We start from the raw sequence: 22,812 nt of genomic DNA, 5'->3' as shown, positions 1-22,812 counted from the left end.
GCATTCTGGCAAAAGCTTACCCTGTGATTGTCGCCAAGTCACCTTCGAAAGCGATCTGTGGCGGGGTCAGAACCTGAGGCGATCAAGCCTTGGTCAGCAGCGCCATGTAAAACCCGTCCATACCGCCCGTGTCGGACCAATAGTCAGGGCGCAGCCGCACCCCGCCCTCTGGCGTGATCCAGTCCGGTTCTACCCCCGGCAGGTTCGGGGCGACGACCTTCAGCTCCGGGTGGCGCGCCAGCGCCTCTTCGACCTGGCACTCGCCCTCGTCGGGAATCAGCGAACAGGTGCAAAAGACCATTCGGCCGCCCGGTTTCAGCAATTGAACGGCATGATCCAGCATAGCCGCCTGCAAGGCGATAAGCCCGCCAATCTCATCGCCTTCGCGCGCATGGGGAAGGTCCGGATGGCGCCGGATCGTGCCGGTGGCCGAACAGGGCGCATCCAGCAGGATCGCGTCATAGCTGCCTTGGTGCTCCAGCCCGTCCTCGGTGACAATCTCTGCCTTCAACCCGGTGCGCGACAGGTTCTGGCGCACGCGCGCCATACGCTGTTCCGAAATGTCGAGCGCCGTGACAGAGGCGCCCGCGGCCGCCAGTTGCATCGTCTTGCCACCCGGGGCCGCGCACATGTCCAGCACGGTTTCGCCCGGTTGCGCATTCAGCAGGCGCGCGGGCAAGGCGGCGGCGGCGTCCTGAACCCAGAACGTGCCCTCGTCATAGCCGGGCAGCGCCGAAACCTGCCCCCCGGCAGACAGGCGCACCGACCCGGTCGGCAGCAGCGTGCCGCCGGTCGCCTCAGCCAGCGCCTGCGGATCGCCCTTTGCCGTCAGATCCAGCGGTGCGCCCGCAAAATGCGCCGCCTCCATGGCAAGCACAGCTTCGCCGCCCCATGCCGCAACCAACGGGCCGCGCAGCCATTTCGGCAGGCGCGGCACACGCAAAATGGCCCATTCTGCAGGCGCGGCATCCACCAGCTTGCGCAGGACAGCGTTCACAAGCCCCTTCAGGTGCCGCGTCTTCTGATCGCTTCCAACAAGGGTGACCGCCTCGTTGACCACGCCATGCGCAGCACCACCCATGCACAGCTCGACCACCGCGAGCCGCAGCACGTTCTGCACGGAAACCGGCGGCGCCTTGCGCAGATGCGGCTTGAGCAGCCGGTCAGCGCGTTCCAGCCCGCGCAGCACATCCAGCGTCAGGCGCTGCGCCGCGGCGCGGTCCTGCGGGGCCATCGCGTCCCATGCGGGGCCCTGGGTCACTTCGGACAGCAGGCAGCGCTTTTCGAGCACCTGGTCAAGCAGGCGCAGGGCCATGCGGCGCGCGCTCATAGGCTTTTGGGGCTTGGTCATGACAGCTCTCCGGGGTGGGGCCGGGCTTGCTCCCCGGTGATGCGGGCGTATATCAGGAGGCAAACCACAAGGGAACATGTCCGATGAACCAGTCGTCCAACCCGGATCTACCGCCTGCCGCGCAGCGCGCACTTGCCGAAGCCGAAGAGCGCCGCAAGAAAGCCGCTGCCGAGGGGAAATCCCTGCCCAAGGAGCTTGGCGGACGCGACGGCCCGGAACCCGTGCGCTACGGCGACTGGGAAAACAAGGGCCTCGCGATCGATTTCTGACCGACGCGCAAAAGCAGGTTGATGCGCCGCAAGTCGGCCTGCCTGCACTTGACGGTTTTGCACTATCGGCCGGGGCGTTTCATCCCCAACCGAAGGCGCACGGGTGAGCCATAAGGCGCCACCTGCAGCATCTTCGCGATAAAATCTGATCGCGAAGATGCACGGGGAAGGACGAGGCCCCCACCGTCAGTCTTTCAAACCAAGAACGTCGAGCATGTCATATTCGCCGGGCGTCTTGTCCTGCCCCCAAAGCGCCGCCCGCAGCGCACCGCGTGCAAACAAGGACCGGTCCGAAGCGACATGGCGCAGGATCAAGCGCTCGCCCTGCCCGGCAAAGATCACGTCATGTTCGCCCACAATGTCGCCGCCGCGAATGGCGGAAAAGCCGATATCGCCGGGCTTGCGCGCGCCGGTGATCCCATCGCGGCCACGGTCGGACACGTCGTCAAGCGACACACCCCGCCCTTCGGCCGCAGCCTCGCCCAGCATCAGGGCCGTCCCCGAGGGAGCGTCGACCTTGCGGTTGTGGTGCGCTTCGACCACTTCGATATCGAAATCTTCGTCAAGGGCCGCGGCAACCCGCTTGGTCAACTGCACCAGCAGGTTGACACCCAGGCTCATATTGCCTGCCCGTACGATCACCGCGTGATGCGCCGCAAGCTTGATCGCGTCGAGGTCTTCCTTCGCCAGCCCGGTCGTGCCGATCACGTGAACGGCGCGGGCCTGCGCGGCGAGACCTGCAAATTCCACGGTCGCCGACGGAGAGGTGAAATCCACCACGGCCTGTGCCCGGGCGAAGGCTTCCAACGGATCATCCTCGACCGTGACGCCCAGAGGCGCGCCTCCCATGGCTGCGCCGATATCCCGGCCCACCCAATCATGGCCGGGACGCTCCAGCGCGCCCACCAGCCGGGCGGTACCGCTTTCGGCGATCATCCGGATCAGCATCTGCCCCATGCGGCCCGAGGCCCCGGTCACAACAATCCCCGGCAGGTCGGTCATCTTCAGCACTCCTTCGCTTTGCGCCTCAATAGCGAAGCGGCGACAGCTTGGCAAAGCCCTGCGGAACGCATATGTCCACCCCTATGGCAAAGAACCGTTTCTCCGAGGGCTCCGGCCCGTCTCAAAGACAGCTTCGCGTGGGCGAGTTGATTCGGCGCACCCTGTCGGATGTGCTCAATCGCGGCGATATCCACGATCCCGACCTGAACCGCCTGTCGATCACGGTCGGCGAAGTACGCACCTCACCGGACCTGAAGGTCGCCACTGCCTATGTCTTGCCGCTTGGCGGCAAGGGGCAGGAAGAGGTGGTCGAGCTGTTGAAGCGCAACCAGGGCGAACTTCGCCGTGCCGTGTCGAAGAAGCTGACACTGAAATACGCGCCAGAGCTGCGCTTTCGGCTGGACGAAACCTTCGACCGCATGGATGAAACCCGTCGGCTTTTCGCGCAGGATGACGTGCGTCGAGATGTCGAGGATTAAGTCAGGCGTCGCGGCGTGGCTGTTGGGCTTGCTGGTCAGCAGCCCGGCGCTGGCGGTGGAGTGCCGCGATATTTCTTTCGAAGGCAATGACTTCACCATCTGCGAGGCCGACGCCCAAACCGAGGAAATCCGTCTGTTCCTGAACGGCCCGGAAGGCGCGCTTTATGGCCATTTCTCCGCCATCGCGGCACAGCTCGCAACGCAGGACGCCAGGTTGAGCTTTGCGATGAATGGCGGGATGTATCACGACGACCGCTCCCCGGTCGGCCACTATGTCGAGGACCGGCAGGAACAGATGCGGGTCATCCCCAATGCGGGCCCCGGCAATTTCGGTCTTTTGCCCAACGGGATATTCTGCATCCGCGAAGACCGCGCCGATGTGATCGAGACGCTGGACTATGTCGACACCGCCCCGGACTGCCTGCATGCCACGCAATCCGGCCCGATGCTGGTGATCGACGGCGAGCTGCACCCCCGCTTCCTGCCAGACAGTACGTCGCGATACATCCGCAACGGCGTGGGGACCGATCCTGATGGCCGCCGCGTGGTCTTTGCGATCTCGAATGACGCGGTCACCTTTCACGAATTCGGGCGGCTGTTCCGCGAAGAACTGGACGTGGCCAACGCGCTGTTCCTCGACGGCAACATCTCTCGCCTGTATGCTCCGCAGCTTGACCGCAGTGACTTCGGCTGGCGGCTTGGCCCGATCATCGGCATCGTGGAACGGAATTGACGCGGCAGCGGGCATCCGCTAGGCCCGCGCTTTCTGTTCACACACCTTGAGGATCTGATGGCACGCAAACGCAAGGGACGCGATATTTCCGGCTGGCTGGTGATCGACAAACCGGCGGGCCTGACATCAACCGCAGTTGTCAACAAGGTTCGCTGGGCAATGCAGGCCAAGAAGGCCGGGCATGCCGGTACGCTGGACCCCGAGGCCACCGGGCTGTTGGCCGTGGCGCTTGGCGAGGCGACCAAGACGGTCCCTTTCATCACCGATGCGCTCAAGGCCTATGAATTCACCATCCGGCTGGGTCAGGCGACCAATACCGACGATGCCGAGGGCGAGGTGATCGCGTCCAGCGATCTGCGTCCCGGCGATGATGCCATCAAGGATGCGCTCAACGCCTTTATCGGCGACATCATGCAGGTGCCACCGCAATTTTCCGCCGTAAAGATCGATGGGGAACGCGCCTATAAACGCGCCCGCGACGGTGAAGAGATGGAACTGGCCGCGCGCCCGCTCTGGGTCGAGGAACTGGTGCTGACGGACCGTCCCGATGCCGACACCGCCGTTCTGGAAATGACCTGTGGCAAGGGCGGGTATGTCCGCTCCATCGCCCGTGATCTTGGCGAGGCTCTGGGCTGCCACGCCCATGTTCTTAACCTGCGGCGGCTATGGTCCGGCCCGTTCGATCTGGACGGTTCGCTGACGATGAAAGAGGTCGAAAGACTGGCGCAGGACCCCGCGCTCGATGCCTATCTGCGCCCGCTTGAGGAAGGACTGGTCGACTTGCCTTGTGTCACCTGCCCGCCCGAATCCGCGGTGCGGTTGCGCAATGGCAATCCCGCCATGGTACTGGCCAACGGGGTCGAATATGGCGAAGAGTGCTGGGCGGCCATGAATGGCGAGGCTGTCGCCGTGGGGCGCTACAAGTCCGGCGAGCTGCACCCAAGCCGCGTTTTCGTCCGCTAACCATGTTGCGGCGCGCGCATGAGGCCCCGGGCTGCCTTTCCGAAGCGCTCTATTCGGATTGCGAGACCTACCGCTACGCGCTTTCACGCGTCTGGGATCCGGCAGCAGGGCAATTGGCCTATGTGATGCTGAACCCGTCCACCGCGACGGAGCTTCGCAACGATCCTACCATCGAACGGTGCGAAAGGCGCGCGCGGGCGCTGGGGTTCGGCGGTATCGAGATCGTCAACCTGTTTGCGTTCCGCGCCACCCTCCCGGCTGACCTGCGCCGCGCAGATGATCCGGTTGGTCCGGACAACGACACCGTTCTTGCAGCCCGCTGCGCCGCCGCGCGCATGGTCATCGCGGCCTGGGGCGTACATGGCGCCCTCAATGGCCGCGCTGCCGAAGTCCTGAGCAATTTATCGACCCCGCTGCACCATCTGGGGCTTACGAAGCAGGGCCACCCGAGGCACCCGCTTTACGTCCCCTACGCGGTGGAGCCGCTTCGCTGGACCGCCTGACCGCGACGGGTGATTAACTATTCGGGACAAAAAAGCTCGCATTTTGAGCACGTTTGGTGAAGTATTGGGCTGGGTAATTGTGGGGTTCAACATGTTGATGTTGACGAGTTTGATGGGTCTGATGATGCTCGGCTCCGTGATGGTCGTATCGACCGACGAGGAGGCCGAGGAGGCGCTCGAAGACGACAGCGAAGATCTGGAGATCGACGCTGCAAAGGCTGCGTCGTTCGATTTTGCCTCCGAAGACGGTGAAGACGCGCCGGAAGCGCCGTCCATCCTTGACCAGTTTACCCGCGTCGAAACGCCTTCCTATGTCAGCGAAGGGACGGACTCCTCTGACACGCTCTGGGGCGATGACACCGACGAGATGATGAACGGCTTTGACGACGATGACCTCCTCTATGGCGAGGGGGGCGAAGATGATCTTCACGGTGAACTCGGCGAAGACACCCTTGATGGCGGCGAGGGCGACGACACGCTGCACGGCGGCGAAGGCGACGATCTGCTATACGGTGGCACCGGGTCGGACGACCTGTATGGTCATGACGGTGACGACCGCATGGATGGCGGCGAAGGCGACGATTCCGTGAATGGTGGCCTGGGCAATGACACGCTCGAAGGCGGTTCAGGTGCCGACGCCCTGCATGGCCGCCACGGTGACGATCAACTGTCTGGCGGCGATGGCGAGGATACGCTTTTCGGTGGCTGGGGCGATGACACGCTCGATGGCCGCGATGGCAGCCGGGACTTCCTCAACGGCGGGGATGGCGAAGATCACTTGCGCGTGGATGAAGGCGACATCGCAAGCGGCGGCGATGGTATGGACAGCTTCTATCTCTCCGGCATCGAAGCCGATGAGGATGCCGCTCAAATCATGGATTTCGATCCCGTGGAGGACATGCTCGTCGTCCTTTATGACGAAGATACCGGCGAAGAGGATCCGGAAATCGCGATTGAACCGGATGCCGACAACGCCAACCTGGTAAACGTGACTGTTGATGGCGTCGCCGTGGCGCAGATCAACAGCGAAGACGCTCCGACCATCGACCAGATCGTCCTGATGCCAACACAGTCCGCCGGGCCCGTCTTTGGCGGTTGAAGCCGCGCATGGTGCCGGTGCATCCGGCGGCTGAGTTTTTTCTTTCCATCCTGACCAATCTGCCCTATACGCCCGCATCCGCCCTGGCACATGCGTGGGTGGGTATTCTCCACGGGCCTTGCTGGACGACATCCCGGCTCGCGCCATTCACACAAACCCAAAAGGAGACCCCGATGTCGATTACTGCTGAAGAAAAAACACGCCTGATGAAAGATTTCGCAACCAAGGAAGGCGACACCGGTTCGCCCGAAGTTCAGGTTGCCATTCTGACATCGCGCATCACCACCCTGACCGAGCACTTCAAGACCCACAAGAAAGACAACCACTCGCGTCGTGGTCTTCTTATGATGGTTGCACAGCGTCGTAAGCTGCTGGACTACCTCAAGGGCAAGGACGAGGGCCGGTATCAGGACCTCATCAAACGCCTGGGCATCCGCCGCTAAGCTCCCGATCTGGTCGGCGACAAGTTTGCCAGACCACACATCGGATCATTCTGAAACGCCCGCCATTCCGCGCGGGCGTTTTCTTTTGCGGTCCTTCTGTAGCTTCCTGCGATCTGCCCAGCGGCAAATATCGCTACCCGCTGGCGAGGTGCAGCGCGCCCGATGCGTTCCGTTTCGACCGGGATGCTATCGGGTGCTAGCGGCGCGCCTTAGCGCCCGCCCCTTTCCAAACGCCACAATCTGCTGTATGGCCCCCGCATCTGAGACGTGACGCCCTGACCCCGGCGCATGTAATGATAATGGGGTCGGCGGCAATGGGGCCGCCATGCAAAACGGGAGACCCGGAGGGCCGGGAGCGCTCCCACATAGGATACGCTGAATGTTCAACGTTACGACGAAAACGATGCAGTGGGGCGAAGAAACGCTGACACTGGAAACGGGCAAGGTTGCCCGCCAGGCGGATGGCTCGGTCATCGCCACCTTGGGTGAAACTTCGGTCATGGCAAACGTGACCTTTGCAAAGTCGCCCAAGCCCGGTCAGGATTTCTTTCCGCTGACCGTGCATTACCAGGAAAAATACTATGCCGCGGGTAAAGTGCCCGGCGGCTTCTTCAAGCGCGAGGCGCGTCCGACCGAGAAGGAAACGCTGACCGCGCGCCTGATCGACCGTCCGATCCGCCCGCTGTTCGTCCCCGGCTTCAAGCACGAAGTTCTGGTGATGTGCACCGTGCTCAGCCACGATCTGGTCAACGACCCCGACGTCGTGGCAATGATCGCGGCCTCTGCTGCCCTGACGATTTCCGGCGCGCCTTTCATGGGCCCGATCGCAGGTTGTCGCGTGGGTTATGTGGATGGCGACTATATCCTCAATCCCGAAGTCGAAGACATGCAGAACCTGCGCAACAACCCCGAGCAGCGGCTCGATCTGGTTGTCGCAGGCACCAAAGACGCCGTGATGATGGTGGAATCGGAAGCCTACGAGCTGTCCGAAGAGGAAATGCTGGGCGCCGTTACTTTCGCGCATGAGCAGATCCAGCCGGTGATCGACCTGATCATCTCGCTGGCAGAAGACGCCGCGAAAGAGCCGTTTGATTTCCAGGCACCGGATTACTCCGATCTTTACGCTGCCGTGAAAGCTGCGGGTGAGGATAACATCCGCGCCGCATATGCGATCACCGACAAGCAAGAGCGCACAAACGCTGTTGCCGCAGCGAAAGAGGCGATCAAGGCAGCGCTGACCGAAGAACAGCTGGAAGATGCGAACCTCGGCTCTGCGTTGAAGAAGCTTGAAGCATCGGTTCTGCGCGGCGATGTCGTCAAGACCGGCAAGCGGATCGACGGCCGTGCGCTGGACACTGTGCGCCCCATCGTCAGCGAAACCGGCTTCCTGCCCCGGACGCACGGCTCTGCCCTGTTCACCCGTGGTGAGACGCAGGGTCTGGTTGTGACCACTCTGGGCACCGGCGACGACGAACAGATGATCGACGCGCTGCATGGCACATACAAATCCAACTTCATGCTGCATTACAACTTCCCCCCCTATTCGGTGGGCGAAGTGGGCCGCGTTTCCGGTCCGGGCCGTCGTGAGATTGGTCATGGTAAACTGGCATGGCGCGCGCTTCAGGCGGTTCTGCCTGCTGCAACGGATTTCCCCTACACGATCCGTATCGTGTCGGAGATCACCGAATCCAACGGCTCCAGCTCGATGGCGTCGGTTTGCGGTGGCTCGCTGTCGATGATGGATGCGGGCGTTCCGCTGAAATCGGCGGTTGCGGGCGTTGCAATGGGTCTGATCCTTGAAGATGACGGTTCCTACGCAATCCTGACCGACATTCTTGGCGACGAGGATCACCTCGGCGACATGGACTTCAAGGTTGCGGGCACCGAAGCCGGCATCACCTCCTTGCAGATGGACATCAAGGTTGCAGGCATCACGCCCGAGATCATGCAAAAGGCCCTGGCGCAAGCCAAGGAAGGCCGGATGCACATCCTTGGCGAGATGTCCAAGGCCCTGACCGGTGCTGCGGAATTCTCTGTCCACGCACCGCGCATCGAAACGATGCAGGTTCCGACCGACAAGATCCGGGAAGTGATCGGCTCTGGCGGCAAGGTGATCCGCGAGATCGTCGAAGTGTCTGGCGCCAAGGTCGACATCAACGACGATGGCATCATCAAGATCGCATCGCCCAACGGCGACGCCATCAAGAAGGCCTATGACATGATCCATTCGATCGTGGCAGAGCCGGAAGAAGGCAAGGTCTACAAGGGCAAGGTCGTGAAGATCGTCGATTTCGGCGCCTTCGTGAACTTCTTCGGCAAGCGCGACGGCCTCGTGCATGTCAGCCAGATCGAAAACCGTCGCCTGAACCATCCCTCCGACGTTCTGAAAGAAGGTCAGGAAGTGTTCGTCAAGCTTCTGGGCTTTGACGATCGCGGCAAGGTACGCCTGGCGATGAAGATGGTCGATCAGGAAACCGGCGAAGAAGTCGCCCCCGAGAAGAAGACGGAAGAAGCCGAAGGCTAACGCCCGGCACGACCGTTGAATTTGGAAATGCCCCGACATTGACGTCGGGGCATTTTTCGTTTGCGCCCGGAGGTAACGGCTCTGGTAACCTTTTGGTAACCAATTCACCGCATATTAATCGCAGCACTCAGGTTCGTTTGAACACCCGTCAGCTCCCCCCAGCTGAAAGGCAGAGGGCGGCGAGGCCACCACTCACGTTCCGGCCCCGTCAATAACCCCGGTAGGCACGCCGGGGGCATGATCCTCCCTCATGCCGTCCCCTGCTCCATCAGCGATGAAGCAGGGGTGCCACTCAGATGATCTCATCCTCATCAAACAGCGGTGCGTCATCCATGGCTTCGGCAACGCCCTGTGATGCGGCTTCGGCATGGGCGACCTTCTTCACTAGACCGATATGGAACAGCGCGTCGCCCTCGTTGACCACGGGCAGATTCGTGCGGCCAATCACGATACCGGGCGCATCAGCGACAACCTCTGTCTCGGCCTCGCCGAACGGGTCGGAAATCAGGCCGAGCACGGCCCCCTCCTCGACATAGTCCCCGCTGGCTTTCAACGTCCGCAACAGCCCGCCCATCGGGGCGCGTGACCATGTGGACCGCTCGCAAAATACTGACTCGCGCCGCGCACGCGGAACGCCCTTGGCACCGACCATGCCAAGTTTCTGCATTACCCGAAGGATCCCGGCCAGACCCGCGCGGGCGGCGTATTCGTCAAAGCGCAGGCCTTCCCCGGCCTCGTAGAGCAGGACGTCCACGCCCAGCGCCTCTGCCCCCTGCCTCAGCGATCCGTCCCTCAATTTCGATGTCATGGTGACCGGCGCGGCAAAGGCAGCACCAAGGTCGCGCAGGCGATCATTGCCCGGCGTCAGGCGGATCTGCGGCAGGTTCGTGCGCCCCACCGCGGCGGAATGCAGATCAATGCCGACATCGCAGCGCTTCACGACCTCTGTCAAGAAAAGATGCGCAAGTCGTGCGGCCAGGGAGCCTTCGGAATGGCCGGGAAAGCACCGGTTGAGGTCACGTCGATCCGGCAGGTAGCGCGATTGCGACAGGAACCCGAAAGCATTGACGATCGGCACCGCGATCAGCGTCCCGGAAAGGCGCTGCACAGGCGCGGCACGCAGCAGGCGGCGGACAATCTCGGCACCGATGACCTCGTCACCATGAACCAGCGCCGAGACGAACATCACCGGCCCGTCCTTGCGGCCATGAATGACATGCGCAGACATGTTCACCGGCGTATGATCCGACAGAACGCTGACCGGCAGGTCCACCGTTCGCCGTGTTCCCGGCGCGATTGTCACCCCGCCGATATGCATGCTCGCCCGTGTCACCCTGCGTCTCCGTCCTTGCTTTCAGGTCTCGCGATTGGATCAAGCCGGAAGGAGAGACACAATAGAAATCGGCCCGTGAAACGATTTGGCGCGCCTCCCGGGCCGATTAATTTCAGACCCGCGCGATCAGGTCGGTGCCTTGGTCATGCGCAGGTAGGGCAGCACGGTCTTGAACTCGCCGAAGGTCTCTTTCGCCGCCGCCTCGTCAAAGCTCGTGGGGATGACCACGTCGTCACCCACATTCCAGTTGGCCGGCGTGGCAACCGTGTATTTGGCCGCGGTCTGCAACCCGTCAAGCGCGCGCAGCACCTCGGCGAAATTGCGACCCACGTTCATCGGATAGGTCATCGACAGTTTCAACTTCTTGTCCGGCCCGATGATGAACACTGCGCGCACGGTGGCACTATCGTTGGGCGTACGGCCGTCGGGCATGTAAGCCTCGGAAGGCAGCATGTCGAAGGCCTTGGAAACTGCCAGCCCTTCGTCAGCGATGATAGGGAAACCGGCAGTGGTGCCTGCAACCTTCTCGATGTCCTTCTTCCAGCCCTTGTGTTCCTCGACCCCGTCGACGGAAACCCCGATCACCTTGGTGCCGCGCTTCTTCCATTCATCTGCCAATTGGGCCACCGCGCCAAATTCGGTGGTGCAGACCGGCGTGAAGTCTTTGGGATGGCTGAACAGAATTGCCCAGCTATCGCCGATCCAATCGTGGAACTGTATCGTTCCCTGATCAGTTTCTGCCGTGAAATTCGGAACGGTATCGTTGATGCGCAAGCCCATGAGGAAACTCCTTTGCGGGTGTGAAAGCGGAACGTTCAAGGTAGGATATATTTATCCGCAGCCAGGTTAAAAGCAGCCGCTTGAAGGTTATGTCCGGCAGTGACAGAGTGCCGCGGAATTTCAGGAGGTCAAGCAATGATCGAGAAGCGTCAGTTTTATATCAATGGCCAGTGGGTAGCCCCCAAAGAGGGCCGCGACCATCACGTGATCGACCCCACCACGGAAGAGCCCTGCGCGGTGATATCCCTTGGCGGGCAGGCTGACACCGATGCCGCCGTTTCTGCCGCAAAGGCTGCCTTTCCTGCATGGATGGCGACCGACCCTGCGGAACGCATAGCGCTGGTCGAGAAGCTGCTTGGCATCTACAACTCTCGCGCCGAGGAAATGGCGCAAGCGATGAGCCTTGAGATGGGTGCGCCCATTGACATGGCCCGCAGCCAGCAGGTCGGCGCCGGGTCGTGGCACATGCAGAACTTCATCCGTGCGGCGAAGGAGTTCAACTTTGTTCGCATGCTGGGCGATCACGCCCCCAATGACCGGATTATCTATGAACCGGTTGGCGTGACCGCGCTGATTACCCCGTGGAACTGGCCGATGAACCAGGTCACGCTGAAGGTGATCGCCGCCGCCGTCGCAGGTTGCACGATGGTTCTGAAACCATCCGAGGAAAGCCCGCTCAACGCCTTGCTGTTTGCCGAGATGATCGACGCGGCTGGATTCCCTGCGGGGGTTTTCAACCTTGTGAACGGGGATGGCGCGGGCGTTGGCTCGCAGCTTTCGGCGCATGAGGACGTCGATATGGTCAGCTTCACCGGCTCGACCCGCGCGGGCAAGCTGATCTCCAAGGCTGCTGCTGATACGCTCAAGCGTGTGCATCTGGAACTGGGCGGCAAAGGTGCCAACCTGATCTTCGCCGATGCCGACGAGAAGGCAGTAAAACGCGGCGTGCTGCACATGATGAACAACACCGGCCAAAGTTGTAACGCCCCCAGCCGGATGATGGTCGAAGCCTCCGCATATGACCGCGCGGTCGAAACTGCCGCCGCAGTTGCTGGAAAGGTCACGGTTGGGCCAGCCTCGGAAGAGGGGCGCCATATCGGGCCGGTCGTGAACGAAGTTCAGTTCAACAAGATCCAGGACCTGATCCAGAAGGGCATCGACGAAGGCGCGCGGCTGGTTGCTGGCGGTCCGGGCCGCCCCGACGGGATGAACCGGGGTTTCTTCGTGCGCCCCACGGTCTTTGCCGATGTGACGCCGGACATGACCATCGCCCGAGAGGAGATCTTTGGGCCGGTCCTGTCGGTCATGAAGTTCGCGACCGAGGAAGAGGCCGTTCGGGTGGCCAATGACACCCCCTACGGTCTGACCAACTATATCCAGACGCAGGATGGGGCGCGTGCAAATCGCGTTGCGCGGCAGCTGCGCTCCGGCATGGTCGAGATCAACGGCCAAAGCCGTGGGGCGGGTGCGCCCTTCGGCGGCATGAAGCAATCCGGCAACGGGCGCGAAGGCGGTGTCTGGGGGATCGAGGATTTCCTGGAGGTCAAATCCGTTTCGGGCTGGTTCACCGACGCCGCCGAATAATCGACTGGCACTCAGTGGCGGGGGCGCTGCCCCCGTCGCCATCCGGCGGGCATTGCGAAGGCCGGTAATGCGCCTAGAACGGGGCCGGGCTGCGGAATTTCATGCCGATCCCGCCTTCGGGGTGGCGCAGGCGCAGCTCTTCTGAATGCAGCATCATGCGCGGGTGCTGCGCATCTGCCCCTTCGGCATATAACGGGTCGCCAAGAATAGGGTGGCCAAGCGACAGCATATGCACCCGCAGCTGGTGGCTGCGCCCGGTCTTGGGCATCAGATGCACGCGGCTCTCCGTGTCGCCTGCTTTCATCACCCGCCAATCGGTCAGCGCATTGCGGCCGTTTTCATGGTCGATCATCTGGCGTGGGCGGTTGGGCCAGTCCACACCGATAGGCAGGTCGATGGTGCCGGTCTTGGGCTCCACCCGCCCGGCGACGCGCGCCATATAGGTCTTCTTCGTCTGACGTTTCTCGAATTGCAGCCCAAGGTGGCGCTGCGCATGGGGTGTCAGCGCGAACACCATCACGCCAGACGTGTCACGATCCAGCCTGTGCACCAACAGCGTTTGCGGAAACGCGTCCTGAAGCCGTGTCAGCAGGCAATCAGACAGGTGTTCGCCCTTGCCCGGTACGGAAAGCAACCCGGCGGGTTTGTCCACGACGACAATCTGGTGATCTTCGTGCAGGATATTGAGCGGATCGGACGGGGGGGCGTAATCGCTGGACATGGCAGCGTGCTTACTGTGCCCGCGCGACGACGTCCAGCGTTGCCGCGTGCAGGGGCCTTGGGCCGTCGGATCGTCGGCAGGCACGTGCCGCGCGTGGCAAATCGGCCTAGACGATCTTGTACCCGGCAGCACGCAACCGACGTGCAAGCTCTGCGATATGCGCAGGCCCCACCTCGCAACACCCGCCGACGATGCTTGCCCCCTGATCGACCCACCCCAAGGCGAATTCGGCATAGGCTTCGGGTGTCAGATCGACCCGCTCTTCCAGCACATCGACTGTCGGCCGGTCCTTGAGGAAAGCGTCCTCGATCTGCACGAAACCGTTGGCATAGGCGCCGAAAGGCCGCCCGAACCCGCGCAGGATGTCCAGTGCGGGCGCAACGGATTCAGGGCGTGTGCAATTGATCAAGACCGCGGCAGGCGCGTGCCGGGTGATTACCGGCGCTACCTCTTCCAGCAATTCGCCGGACCGCAGGCGCGTGCCATCATCATCCTTCACGCTCAGCGCCACCCAGGCGGGCTTTCCACTATGCGCAATCGCGCGCAACGCGCCATCGGCCTGATCGACCGACGACATCGTCTCGGCAATGAATAGATCGACATGCGGGGCAAGCGCGCTGATGTTGGGCTGATAGGCCTTTTCGGCCTCGGCGGCGGGCGGGCAAAGGTCCGGCCGGTAAGAGGCGCGAAGCGGGCCAAGCCCGCCTGCGACACGCCCTGATCCATGCGCATCGCGCGCTTCGACTGCCGTGGTCGCGGCAAGCCGCAACAGCTCTTCCAGCTGATCGTGGAGCCCTTCCGGGCGCAGCCGATCCTCCAGCACCGGGTAGCTGTTGGTCGTCGCCACGGTGGCGCCTGCCTTGAAATACTCGTCATGCAGCTCGCGCAGAAGATGCGGCTTTTTCGCCATGACAGAGGTGGACCAAAGCGGCGTGGCGGGCATGTCCGACCGTCTGACCAGTTCTTGCCCCAGCGAGCCGTCCAGAAGAATGATATCGTGTGTCATGGGTCCTGCCTTACACCATCGGCGATGTCGTAATAGTCGCCTTTATCGAACGTGAAGATGTGTTTTTCCAGCCTCATCCCCGTTGGCCCGTCAATGGCGCCAAGCGCGAAGCTGATGCTGTCCTCGCCCGTGCCGTGCCAGAAAAGGAACGACCCGCATTCCCGGCATATTCCGCGCCGCGCCTTCGCGCTGGCCGCGAACCAATGGACCGGGCCGGAAACCTCCAATGCGGTCACAGGGACACGGGCAGAGGACCAGGCGTAGCCCGACATCTTGCGGCATTGCCCGCAATGGCACACCGACGCGCCGGTCGGGGATGCCTTCACGTCAAAGGTGATGGCTCCGCACATACAGCTTCCTTGCATCACACGCCTTTCTGGCCGGGCCCTTCAGATGGTTCCGCGCCGCGCGGGCAAGAGCCGCACCGCGAAACTGTGTGGGCAATAACACCAAATGACCATCGTGGGGCAAACAGAATCTGCGCATTTCGGGCGCCGCCCTTTTCATTCCCGTGCGGCTTGCCTATTGCACCTTCGCAACACAACGGAGCCTTCCAATGTCGCATGTCATCCTGATCCGGCACGGCCAAGCCAACACGACCGCCCGCGACGAGGGCAGCTATGACCGGCTCAGCGAGCTTGGCTGGCAGCAGTCTCGCTGGCTTGGGGAACATCTGCGCGCTGCGGGCGACCGGTTTGCGAGCTGCTACACCGGAACGCTGACACGGCATATTGAAACCTGTGAAGGTATCGCCCCGAACAGTGCGGCGGACCCGATCCGTGACCCGCGCCTCAACGAGCTGGAATATTTCACCATGGCGCAGCTTTTTGCCGAACAGCATGGCCAGCCCGTCCCGCTGGATCGCGAGGGGTTCATCCATCACCTGCCGCAATTGTTCGGCGCATGGAAAGACGGGCTGCTCAAGGGCGCGCCCGAAAGCTTTGACGGGTTCGAGAACCGCGTCGGCGAAGCCCTGCACGAGATTGCGCAAGGTGACGGGCGCGCGATTGTCGTGACGTCCGGCGGGCTGATCGGCATGGCGATGCGGGTCACGATGCGGCTGGACATGGCGGCCTACGCGCATGCGTGCCTGGCGATCAAGAACACTTCGCTGCACGGCTGGCAGCCGCTGGCCACGGGGCTCGCGCTCACGCAGTTCAACGCGACGCCGCATCTGGAAACGCCAGAGCGGCAATTCGCGCAGACCCACCTGTAAACCCTGCCCGGCGGCCATTTCTGGTGTGAGCGGCGCCAGAATGTCGAAGACAGGCTGACCAAAGGGATCGCTTGCGCGCTGTCAGCCTTCGCCCAGTTTCGGCGAGGGGCGATCCAAAGCCAGTTCCGCATCGGAGAATCGGAACGGAGACCGGATACCCGGAATACCACCCGGTGCGATCTGCATGCCGCGCGCCTGAACCTGCGGGTCGGCCATGACCTCTGCCATATCGTTGATCGGCCCGGCAGGGATGCCCTTGGCCTCGCAGGCGGCGAGCAAATCCAGCTTCTCAAAGCGCCGCGTCGCGTCGCCAAGAATGCGGGTCAGCTCGTCCCGGTTTTGGATGCGGTCCGCGTTGGACAGGTATGCCGGGTCATCGGCAAGCTCTGCCAATCCCAGCACGTCGCAAAGCCTGCGATACTGCCCGTCATTGCCCGTGGCGATGATGATATGGCCATCGGCGCAGTCGAACACCTGATAGGGCGTCAGATTTGGATGGTAGTTGCCCGTCCGCCCCGGGGGCGTGCCCGTCGCAAGGTAGTTCATGGCCTGGTTCGCCGTAACCGTCACTGCGCAATCCATCAGCGCCATGTCAATATGCTGCCCCCTGCCGGTCTGCGCACGCTGATGCAGCGCGGCCAGAATGCCGGTGACCGAATAAAGCCCGGTGAACAGATCGGTGATCGCCACGCCCGCGCGCTGCGGCTGGCCGTCGGGCTCTCCGGTGATCGACATCAGGCCGGACATGCCTTGGATGATATAGTCATACCCCGCACGGTGGGCATAGGGCCCGTCCTGTCCGAAACCGGTGATGGAGCAGTAGATCAGCCCCGGATTGACCTGCGACAGGCTGGCATAATCCAGCCCGTATTTCGCCAACCCGCCAACCTTGAAATTCTCGATAAGAATGTCCGCCTCGGCGGCCATGTCGCGCAATTGCGCCTGCCCCTCGGCGCTGGCGATGTCGATCACGACCGAGGATTTCCCGCGATTGCAGGAATGGAAATAGGCGGCGGAGGTTTCGCCCTCCCGCTCGATGAAGGGCGGCCCCCAGGCGCGGGTGTCGTCGCCCTGTCGGGCCTCGACCTTGGTGACATCCGCGCCAAGATCGGCAAGCACCTGACCGGCCCAGGGGCCGGCCAGAATACGCGCCAGTTCAATGACCTTCAGACCTGCAAGAGGCCCGCCGGGCGCCGAAACGCTCATTCTGCCAGGGCTTCATCCAACAGGGTCGACAGTTCGCTATAGGACATGTTGGCGTGCTTCTCGCCATTGATGAACAATGTCGGGGTGGAATTCACGTCATCCGCTGTCGCGTTTTCCTGATACCAGGCAACGAGCGAGCGCAGCTTGTCCGCATCATTCAGGCAGGCATCCAGCGCGTCATTTTCGATCCCGGCAAGCAGGCCGATCTTGCGCAATTCACCTGCGATGGCGCCGTCATTCCCGGCGCGTGCCCACGATTGCTGCCCCTTGAACATCAGCTCGGTGATGCCAAAGAACTTCTCGGGGCCTCCACAGCGTGCGATCATCGACGCCCAGACGCCGTATTTGTCAAAATAGACTTCGCGGAAGACAAACTTGACCTTGCCGGTCTCGATATAATTTTTCTTCAGCTCCTGGTACGGGCCTTCATGAAAGCTGGCACAATGCGGGCAGGTGAAGGAGGCATATTCCATCACCGTTACCGGCGCGTCTTCCGAACCTTGCACCATCTCGACAATTTCAACGGCGGTTTCTTCGGCCGCGGTCTGCGCCGACAGGCTGCTTGGCGCCACGGCGACGATCCCGGCAGTTGCGATGAGCAGCGCCGCGGCTGCAGAGGAAAAGAGTCGGGTCATTGGCGACCTCCAGTTTGGTGAGTGTTCAGCGTTTCGATCGGGAAAGCACATTTTTCGCAAGCATTTCAAGCGCATTACGCAGTGCTTCGTCACCCACGCCCTGCGCGGTTTCAGCCGCTGCGCGAGTGACCGATGGGTCAGGATCTTTGTGGGCAGGTCCGGGCGCGCGATCGAACTGCACATGCCCTTCGGAAAACCCGGTCGCCGCTGTCTGTGTGATACGGATGCGCGCGATGGCGTTGAAACCGTAGACGGCGTTGACGCGGCTGCGGATCATCTCTTTCTGCATTTCCAGCATCGGCGCCTGGGCACCCGTGGTCAAGAGCGTCAGCGTTGCCCCCATGCCACCACGGCCATAGCTAATCTCGACCGGGCGGGACATCGCTGCGATATCCTCGCCCGCGATTTCGGACCAATGGGTCAGCACGCGCGACTGCGCGAAGCCGCGGCTTTCGCTGGCCTTGCTGATCCGATTGCGCAACAAGGACGATGTCCGCGCGAAACCGTATGTGCTCGAGTTACGTTGGCTCATGCCTTGAATCCCCTGCCTCGACGCTATTGTAGTGGGCCGGACGGCGCGCACCAGCCCCGTTCTGATCCGATGCCCAGAAGGAAGCTCAAGTTTGCGTGAATCCGCCTCTGCCCAGGAATTGCTGGATTGGTATGACAGGAACGCCCGCCGGATGCCGTGGCGTGTGGGACCGGATGCACGCCGACTTGGGGTGCGCCCCGACCCGTACCGCATCTGGATGTCCGAGGTGATGTTGCAGCAAACCACTGTTGCGGCAGTGAAATCCTATTTCGAAACCTTCACCGCCCGCTGGCCCACCGTTGTTGATCTGGCAGCGGCCGAAGATGCCGATGTCATGGCCGCGTGGGCCGGGCTTGGCTATTACGCCCGCGCGCGGAACCTGCTGAAATGCGCCCGCGCGGTCGCGAATGATCACAGTGGCGTGTTTCCGGACACGCGCGAGGGGCTCTTGTCCCTGCCCGGCATCGGGCCCTATACGGCGGCGGCGGTGGCCGCGATTGCCTTTGACCGGCCTGAAACCGTGGTGGACGGCAATGTCGAACGGGTGATGGCGCGGCTGCATGACGAACACACCCCCCTGCCGACTGCCAAACCGGTCTTGACGGAAATGGCAGCGGCCCTGACCCCGCAAGAGCGCCCCGGCGATTATGCGCAGGCCGTGATGGATCTGGGCGCCACGATCTGTACCCCCCGCAAACCCGCTTGCGGCCTTTGTCCTTGGCGCAAACCCTGCGCCGCGTGGGAGGCGGGGACCGCAGCGGAACTGCCCAGGAAACTGCCGAAAAAGCGCAAGCCCACAAGGTTGGGCATCGCCTATCTCGCCCGCCGTGTAGATGGCGCATGGCTGCTGGAGCGCAGACCCGACAAGGGGCTTTTGGGCGGCATGCTGGGCTGGCCCGGTTCGGACTGGGGGGATGCCCCGCAAGACGACCCACCAATCAGGGCCGAATGGCGCGAACTGCCCGCCGAGGCCCGCCACACCTTCACCCATTTCCACCTGCGTCTGATGGTGAAGACTGCGCTGGTGCCGATGGACCGTGCGCCGATTCGAGGGGATTTTGTCGAATTGCCGGATTTCAGCCCGTCGGACCTGCCAACCGTGATGCGCAAGGCGTTTGACCTTGCGAAAGACAGTTGATCCTGCACTTTTCCACAGGCGGCCACGCGGGTAGAGTGGCGCCAAGAGGTGCACGATATGACAGACCAAACCACACTTGCCCCGTCAGAGGTGGCGCGGATCGGCCGCGCGCTGCCATTCTGGTTGTCGCTGGGGCTGATCCCGGTCGTCTGGTTGTCGGCCACGCAGGGCGGGTGGTGGCTTGTGCTGCCGCCGGTCTGCTCCTGGTTTCTGTTTTCCGCGCTTGATTTTGCGTTCGGGCTGAATGCCCAGAATGCCGACCCCGAAACCTCGGAGAACGACCTCTTTTGGTACCGCCTCGTCACACTGATCTGGCCGCCGCTGCAATTCATCTCGCTCTTCGGGTTGATCTGGTACGTCACGCGGGCGGGCCATCTGTCGGGCGGCGAAAAGCTGGCGCTGTTTTTCGGGGTGGGCGTGATGACCGGGACGGTCGGCATCAACTACAGCCACGAGCTGATGCACCAGAAAGCGAAGTGGGAACGCAATTTGGGCGACCTGCTGCTGGCCATGGTGCTTTATTCACATTTCCGGTCCGAACACCTTCTGGTGCATCACCGCTATATCGGCACGCCGCGCGACCCGGTCACCGCGCGCTATAACGAAGGCTTCCACCGGTTCTACCCGCGCGTTTTGCGGCAAAGCTGGCATTCCGCGTTCAACGCTGAAAAGGCGATGCTGGCGCGCAAGAACAAGCCCTGGACTGACCGCAGCAACCCGTTCTGGCGGTATTGGGGCTTGCAGGCCGCGATGCTGGTGCTGGCACTTTTGCTGGGCGGCTGGGTCGGCGTGGGGCTGTTTATCGTTCAGGCCGGGGTCGCGATCTGGCAACTGGAGCTGGTCAACTATGTCGAACATTACGGCCTGACCCGCAAACACCTTGGAGGCGGCAAGTACGAACACGTCAAACCGCGCCATTCCTGGAATGCGGCGCACAAGGCATCGAACTGGCTGCTGATCAACCTGCAACGCCATTCGGATCACCACTACAAGCCCGACCGGCGCTTTCCGCTGTTGCAGAACCATGAACAGGCCGACGCGCCACAGCTGCCCTACGGCTATCCTGTGATGACGATGGCCGCGATGGTCCCGCCGATCTGGAGGCGCATCATGAACCCGAAAGTGCGTGCCTGGCGCGACCGCTATTACCCAGAGATCACCGACTGGCGGCCCTATAACAGGGCCGAGAACCCGGCACCCCGCTGATCTGCGATGGCCCGGCTGTCGGCCACGCAGATGCGGCGCACAGCGTTTCAACGGCCCACACGCAGCCCGGACCTTGCCGCCAGCGCACAAAAAAGGGGGCTGCAAAAGCGCCCCCTTCAACTTGCCTGCGATAACGCGAGGTATCAGCCGTTAACGCTGTCCTTCAGCGCCTTCGCAATGGTCATCTTGACCACCTTGTCGGCTTCTTTCTTGAACTGCTCGCCGGTGGCAGGGTTGCGCACCATACGCTCGGGACGCTCGCGGCAATAGATCTTGCCAACGCCCGGAAGGGTCACGGCACCGCCTGCGGCGACTTCGCGGGTGATCAATGCGCAGACCGCATCCAGAGCTGCGCCTGCAGCTTTCTTGTCGCTGTCCATTTCATCGGCCAGGGCGGCGACGAGTTGGGTCTTGGTCATGGGTTTCGCCATTTCATGGTCTCCTTTATCCGCCCGATGTCTTGGGCCTCGTGGCGCATATCTAACTTCATCTTGCGGGGCAACACAACAAATTGTGGTGCAAAACAGGCATAAATAGTGCGTTTTTGACCGACTTCCCCAAGGTCAAAGGAAGGCTGTCTCGTCAAATGCGCGCAATTTCCGGCTGTGAATGCGTTCCAGCGGCATCTCGCGCAGCGTCTCCATCGCGCGGATTCCGATCATCAGGTGGCGCGCGACTTGGGTCTTGTAAAAGTCCGACGCCATTCCGGGAAGCTTCAATTCGCCATGCAGCGGCTTGTCGCTGACACAGAGCAATGTGCCGTAGGGAACTCGGAAGCGGAACCCGTTGGCCGCGATCGTGGCGCTTTCCATATCCAGCGCGATGGCGCGCGACTGACTAAGCCGCTGCACCGGTCCAGTATGTTCGCGCAGCTCCCAGTTGCGGTTGTCGACGCTGGCCACGGTGCCCGTTCGCATCACCCGCTTGAGGTCATAGCCATCCAGCTGCGTTTCTTGTGCCACGGCGTTTTCCAGCGCGATCTGAATCTCTGCCAGTGCCGGGATTGGCACCCATACAGGCAGGTCGTCATCCAGAACGCGGTCCTCTCGCAGATAGGCGTGGGCGAGCACGAAATCACCCAGCGACTGCGAATTGCGCAGACCCGCGCAATGCCCGACCATGACCCAGGCATGGGGCCGCAACACGGCGATGTGGTCGGTCGCCGTCTTTGCGTTGGACGGGCCCACGCCGATATTGACCAACGTGATCCCACTGCCATTCGCCCGCTTCAGGTGATAGGTCGGCATCTGCGGCATCTTCAGCGTCGGGGGCAAGGGCTGGTCCGCTCGCGTGATGACCTGATTATCCGTGCTGACGAAGGCCGAATAGCCGCTTTCGGGGTCGGCAAGCTGGGCGCGGGCGTAGGCCTCGAATTCGCTGACATAGAACTGGTAGTTGGTGAACAGAACGTGGTTCTGGAAATGCTCGGGGTCGGTCGCCGTGTAATGTGCCAGCCGGGCCAGGCTGTAATCCACCCGCTGCGCCGTGAAGGGGGCAAGCGGTTCCGTCCCGTCAGGGCTTGGCACGAAGGTGCCGTTTACGATGTCGTCATTCGTGGTGCTGAGGTCGGGCACGTCGAACACGTCACGCAGAATGAAATCCGCAGCCCCTTCTTGCGGCACCGTGATGGACCGGTCGCTGGCGACGGCAAAATGCACCGGCATCGGGGTGTCGGACACCCCGATCTGCACCTGCACATTGTGGTTCTGGGTCAGCAGCACGATCTGCTGTTCAAGGTAATGACGAAACAGGTCCGGCCGGGTGATCGTCGCCGCGTGTGTGCCGGGCGAGGCGACATGCCCGAAGCTGAGCCTGCTATCGACCTTGGCAAAGGTCGTGGTGGTGATGCGGATCTCGGGATAGAAGGCGCGGTAACGACAGCCGGGATGCCCGGCCTCCATCGCCTCGCGGAACCGATCACACAGAAACCCGGCGGCACCGTCATAAAGCTCCACAAGCCGATCAACGGCGCTGGCCGCATCGGTGAAAAGCTCTGCCTGGGGCAGGTCCGGTGTCGTCAGAGTTATTCCGTTGCCTTGATCCTGCATCTCTTTAACGCCCCTTGGCCGGTTTTGCGGCAACCTGACAC

Annotated in this window: 24 protein-coding genes; 12 read left to right on the top strand and 12 right to left on the bottom strand. The window is 62.3% G+C overall.

Annotated elements, in window-relative coordinates:
* Positions 1-82: 82 nt before the first annotated feature.
* Positions 83-1,351: an RsmB/NOP family class I SAM-dependent RNA methyltransferase gene (locus tag EDD52_RS17055; RefSeq protein WP_132247190.1), complete on the bottom strand. Its 1,269-nt coding sequence runs from the start codon at positions 1,349-1,351 to the stop codon at positions 83-85.
* 83 nt (positions 1,352-1,434) lie between these two features.
* Here EDD52_RS17055 and EDD52_RS17050 point away from each other — a divergent pair, with 83 nt between their 5' ends.
* Complete coding sequence (locus EDD52_RS17050; protein WP_132247188.1) at positions 1,435-1,620, top strand: DUF1674 domain-containing protein; 186 nt, start codon at positions 1,435-1,437, stop codon at positions 1,618-1,620.
* Positions 1,621-1,806: 186 nt separating this feature from the next.
* Here EDD52_RS17050 and dapB read toward each other — a convergent pair whose 3' ends face one another.
* Complete coding sequence (gene dapB, locus EDD52_RS17045; RefSeq protein ID WP_132247186.1) at positions 1,807-2,622, bottom strand: 4-hydroxy-tetrahydrodipicolinate reductase; 816 nt, start codon at positions 2,620-2,622, stop codon at positions 1,807-1,809.
* A gap of 83 nt (positions 2,623-2,705) precedes the next feature.
* Between dapB and rbfA the strand changes: the two genes are divergently transcribed.
* The 7 genes from rbfA (at position 2,706) to pnp (ending at position 9,366) form a co-directional block, all read left to right on the top strand.
* Positions 2,706-3,101 carry a 30S ribosome-binding factor RbfA gene (rbfA, locus tag EDD52_RS17040; RefSeq protein ID WP_132247222.1) on the top strand — a complete coding sequence of 132 codons (396 nt, stop codon included), beginning with the start codon at positions 2,706-2,708 and terminating at the stop codon, positions 3,099-3,101.
* Positions 3,088-3,834: a phosphodiester glycosidase family protein gene (locus tag EDD52_RS17035; protein WP_132247184.1), complete on the top strand. Its 747-nt coding sequence runs from the start codon at positions 3,088-3,090 to the stop codon at positions 3,832-3,834. The genes rbfA and EDD52_RS17035 overlap by 14 nt, the downstream gene beginning before the upstream one ends.
* A gap of 57 nt (positions 3,835-3,891) precedes the next feature.
* Positions 3,892-4,797 (top strand): tRNA pseudouridine(55) synthase TruB, encoded by a 906-nt coding sequence (gene truB, locus EDD52_RS17030; protein WP_132247182.1) that lies wholly within the window; start codon positions 3,892-3,894, stop codon positions 4,795-4,797.
* A gap of 2 nt (positions 4,798-4,799) precedes the next feature.
* Positions 4,800-5,300: a DUF1643 domain-containing protein gene (locus EDD52_RS17025; protein WP_132247180.1), complete on the top strand. Its 501-nt coding sequence runs from the start codon at positions 4,800-4,802 to the stop codon at positions 5,298-5,300.
* A 91-nt stretch (positions 5,301-5,391) separates the two neighbouring features.
* Positions 5,392-6,399: a calcium-binding protein gene (locus EDD52_RS17020; RefSeq protein ID WP_132247178.1), complete on the top strand. Its 1,008-nt coding sequence runs from the start codon at positions 5,392-5,394 to the stop codon at positions 6,397-6,399.
* A gap of 173 nt (positions 6,400-6,572) precedes the next feature.
* The gene (gene rpsO / locus EDD52_RS17015; RefSeq protein WP_132247220.1) at positions 6,573-6,842 is read left to right on the top strand and encodes a 30S ribosomal protein S15; all 270 of its coding nucleotides are present in this window, start codon (positions 6,573-6,575) and stop codon (positions 6,840-6,842) included.
* Between the two features lie 379 nt (positions 6,843-7,221).
* Entirely contained in the window at positions 7,222-9,366 is a 2,145-nt protein-coding gene (pnp, locus tag EDD52_RS17010) for a polyribonucleotide nucleotidyltransferase (RefSeq protein WP_132247176.1), read from the top strand.
* 292 nt (positions 9,367-9,658) lie between these two features.
* Here the strand turns inward: pnp and EDD52_RS17005 are convergent, their stop codons facing one another.
* Together EDD52_RS17005 and EDD52_RS17000 are read right to left on the bottom strand one after the other, a co-directional pair.
* Positions 9,659-10,684 carry a succinylglutamate desuccinylase/aspartoacylase family protein gene (locus EDD52_RS17005; RefSeq protein ID WP_132247218.1) on the bottom strand — a complete coding sequence of 342 codons (1,026 nt, stop codon included), beginning with the start codon at positions 10,682-10,684 and terminating at the stop codon, positions 9,659-9,661.
* A 141-nt stretch (positions 10,685-10,825) separates the two neighbouring features.
* A complete protein-coding gene (locus EDD52_RS17000) occupies positions 10,826-11,479 on the bottom strand; it encodes a peroxiredoxin (RefSeq protein WP_132247174.1) in 654 nt (217 codons plus the stop codon).
* Between the two features lie 135 nt (positions 11,480-11,614).
* Between EDD52_RS17000 and EDD52_RS16995 the strand changes: the two genes are divergently transcribed.
* Positions 11,615-13,063, top strand: coding sequence for an aldehyde dehydrogenase family protein (locus tag EDD52_RS16995; protein ID WP_132247172.1), 1,449 nt, complete (start codon positions 11,615-11,617; stop codon positions 13,061-13,063).
* A gap of 73 nt (positions 13,064-13,136) precedes the next feature.
* On the opposite strand, the gene EDD52_RS16990 is transcribed toward EDD52_RS16995, so the two are convergent.
* The 3 genes from EDD52_RS16990 to EDD52_RS16980 form a co-directional block, all read right to left on the bottom strand.
* Entirely contained in the window at positions 13,137-13,784 is a 648-nt protein-coding gene (locus EDD52_RS16990) for an RluA family pseudouridine synthase (protein WP_132247170.1), read from the bottom strand.
* Positions 13,785-13,890: 106 nt separating this feature from the next.
* The gene (locus EDD52_RS16985) at positions 13,891-14,790 is read right to left on the bottom strand and encodes a homocysteine S-methyltransferase family protein (RefSeq protein ID WP_132247168.1); all 900 of its coding nucleotides are present in this window, start codon (positions 14,788-14,790) and stop codon (positions 13,891-13,893) included.
* A complete protein-coding gene (locus tag EDD52_RS16980; protein ID WP_207906045.1) occupies positions 14,787-15,158 on the bottom strand; it encodes a GFA family protein in 372 nt (123 codons plus the stop codon). The genes EDD52_RS16985 and EDD52_RS16980 overlap by 4 nt, the downstream gene beginning before the upstream one ends.
* A gap of 188 nt (positions 15,159-15,346) precedes the next feature.
* On the opposite strand from EDD52_RS16980, the gene EDD52_RS16975 reads away from it, so the two are divergent.
* Positions 15,347-16,006: a histidine phosphatase family protein gene (locus tag EDD52_RS16975; RefSeq protein WP_132247164.1), complete on the top strand. Its 660-nt coding sequence runs from the start codon at positions 15,347-15,349 to the stop codon at positions 16,004-16,006.
* An 81-nt stretch (positions 16,007-16,087) separates the two neighbouring features.
* Here EDD52_RS16975 and EDD52_RS16970 read toward each other — a convergent pair whose 3' ends face one another.
* Genes EDD52_RS16970 through EDD52_RS16960 form a run of 3 tightly spaced genes read right to left on the bottom strand, consistent with a single transcriptional unit; the run spans position 16,088 to position 18,379 of the window.
* On the bottom strand, positions 16,088-17,212 hold the full coding sequence (locus tag EDD52_RS16970) for a CaiB/BaiF CoA transferase family protein (protein WP_132247162.1): 1,125 nt from the start codon (positions 17,210-17,212) through the stop codon (positions 16,088-16,090).
* The gene (locus EDD52_RS16965; protein WP_132247160.1) at positions 17,209-17,847 is read right to left on the bottom strand and encodes a DsbA family protein; all 639 of its coding nucleotides are present in this window, start codon (positions 17,845-17,847) and stop codon (positions 17,209-17,211) included. The genes EDD52_RS16970 and EDD52_RS16965 overlap by 4 nt, the downstream gene beginning before the upstream one ends.
* Positions 17,848-17,872: 25 nt before the next feature.
* Positions 17,873-18,379 carry a DUF721 domain-containing protein gene (locus tag EDD52_RS16960; protein ID WP_132247158.1) on the bottom strand — a complete coding sequence of 169 codons (507 nt, stop codon included), beginning with the start codon at positions 18,377-18,379 and terminating at the stop codon, positions 17,873-17,875.
* Between the two features lie 91 nt (positions 18,380-18,470).
* On the opposite strand from EDD52_RS16960, the gene mutY reads away from it, so the two are divergent.
* Both mutY and EDD52_RS16950 read left to right on the top strand, forming a co-directional pair.
* Positions 18,471-19,517, top strand: a complete 1,047-nt coding sequence (mutY, locus tag EDD52_RS16955; RefSeq protein WP_132247156.1) for an A/G-specific adenine glycosylase — start codon at positions 18,471-18,473, stop codon at positions 19,515-19,517.
* Positions 19,518-19,574: 57 nt separating this feature from the next.
* Positions 19,575-20,723: an alkane 1-monooxygenase gene (locus EDD52_RS16950; RefSeq protein WP_132247154.1), complete on the top strand. Its 1,149-nt coding sequence runs from the start codon at positions 19,575-19,577 to the stop codon at positions 20,721-20,723.
* A 143-nt stretch (positions 20,724-20,866) separates the two neighbouring features.
* On the opposite strand, the gene EDD52_RS16945 is transcribed toward EDD52_RS16950, so the two are convergent.
* Complete coding sequence (locus EDD52_RS16945; protein WP_132247152.1) at positions 20,867-21,154, bottom strand: HU family DNA-binding protein; 288 nt, start codon at positions 21,152-21,154, stop codon at positions 20,867-20,869.
* 132 nt (positions 21,155-21,286) lie between these two features.
* Positions 21,287-22,771, bottom strand: coding sequence for an AMP nucleosidase (locus EDD52_RS16940; protein WP_132247150.1), 1,485 nt, complete (start codon positions 22,769-22,771; stop codon positions 21,287-21,289).
* Positions 22,772-22,812: the final 41 nt, after the last annotated feature.

Source organism: Primorskyibacter sedentarius, assembly GCF_004342065.1.
GTDB classification, from domain to species: domain Bacteria; phylum Pseudomonadota; class Alphaproteobacteria; order Rhodobacterales; family Rhodobacteraceae; genus Primorskyibacter; species Primorskyibacter sedentarius.
The sequence above is the reverse complement of the archived record's forward strand: the minus strand, read 5'-3'. Positions and strand labels throughout refer to the sequence as shown.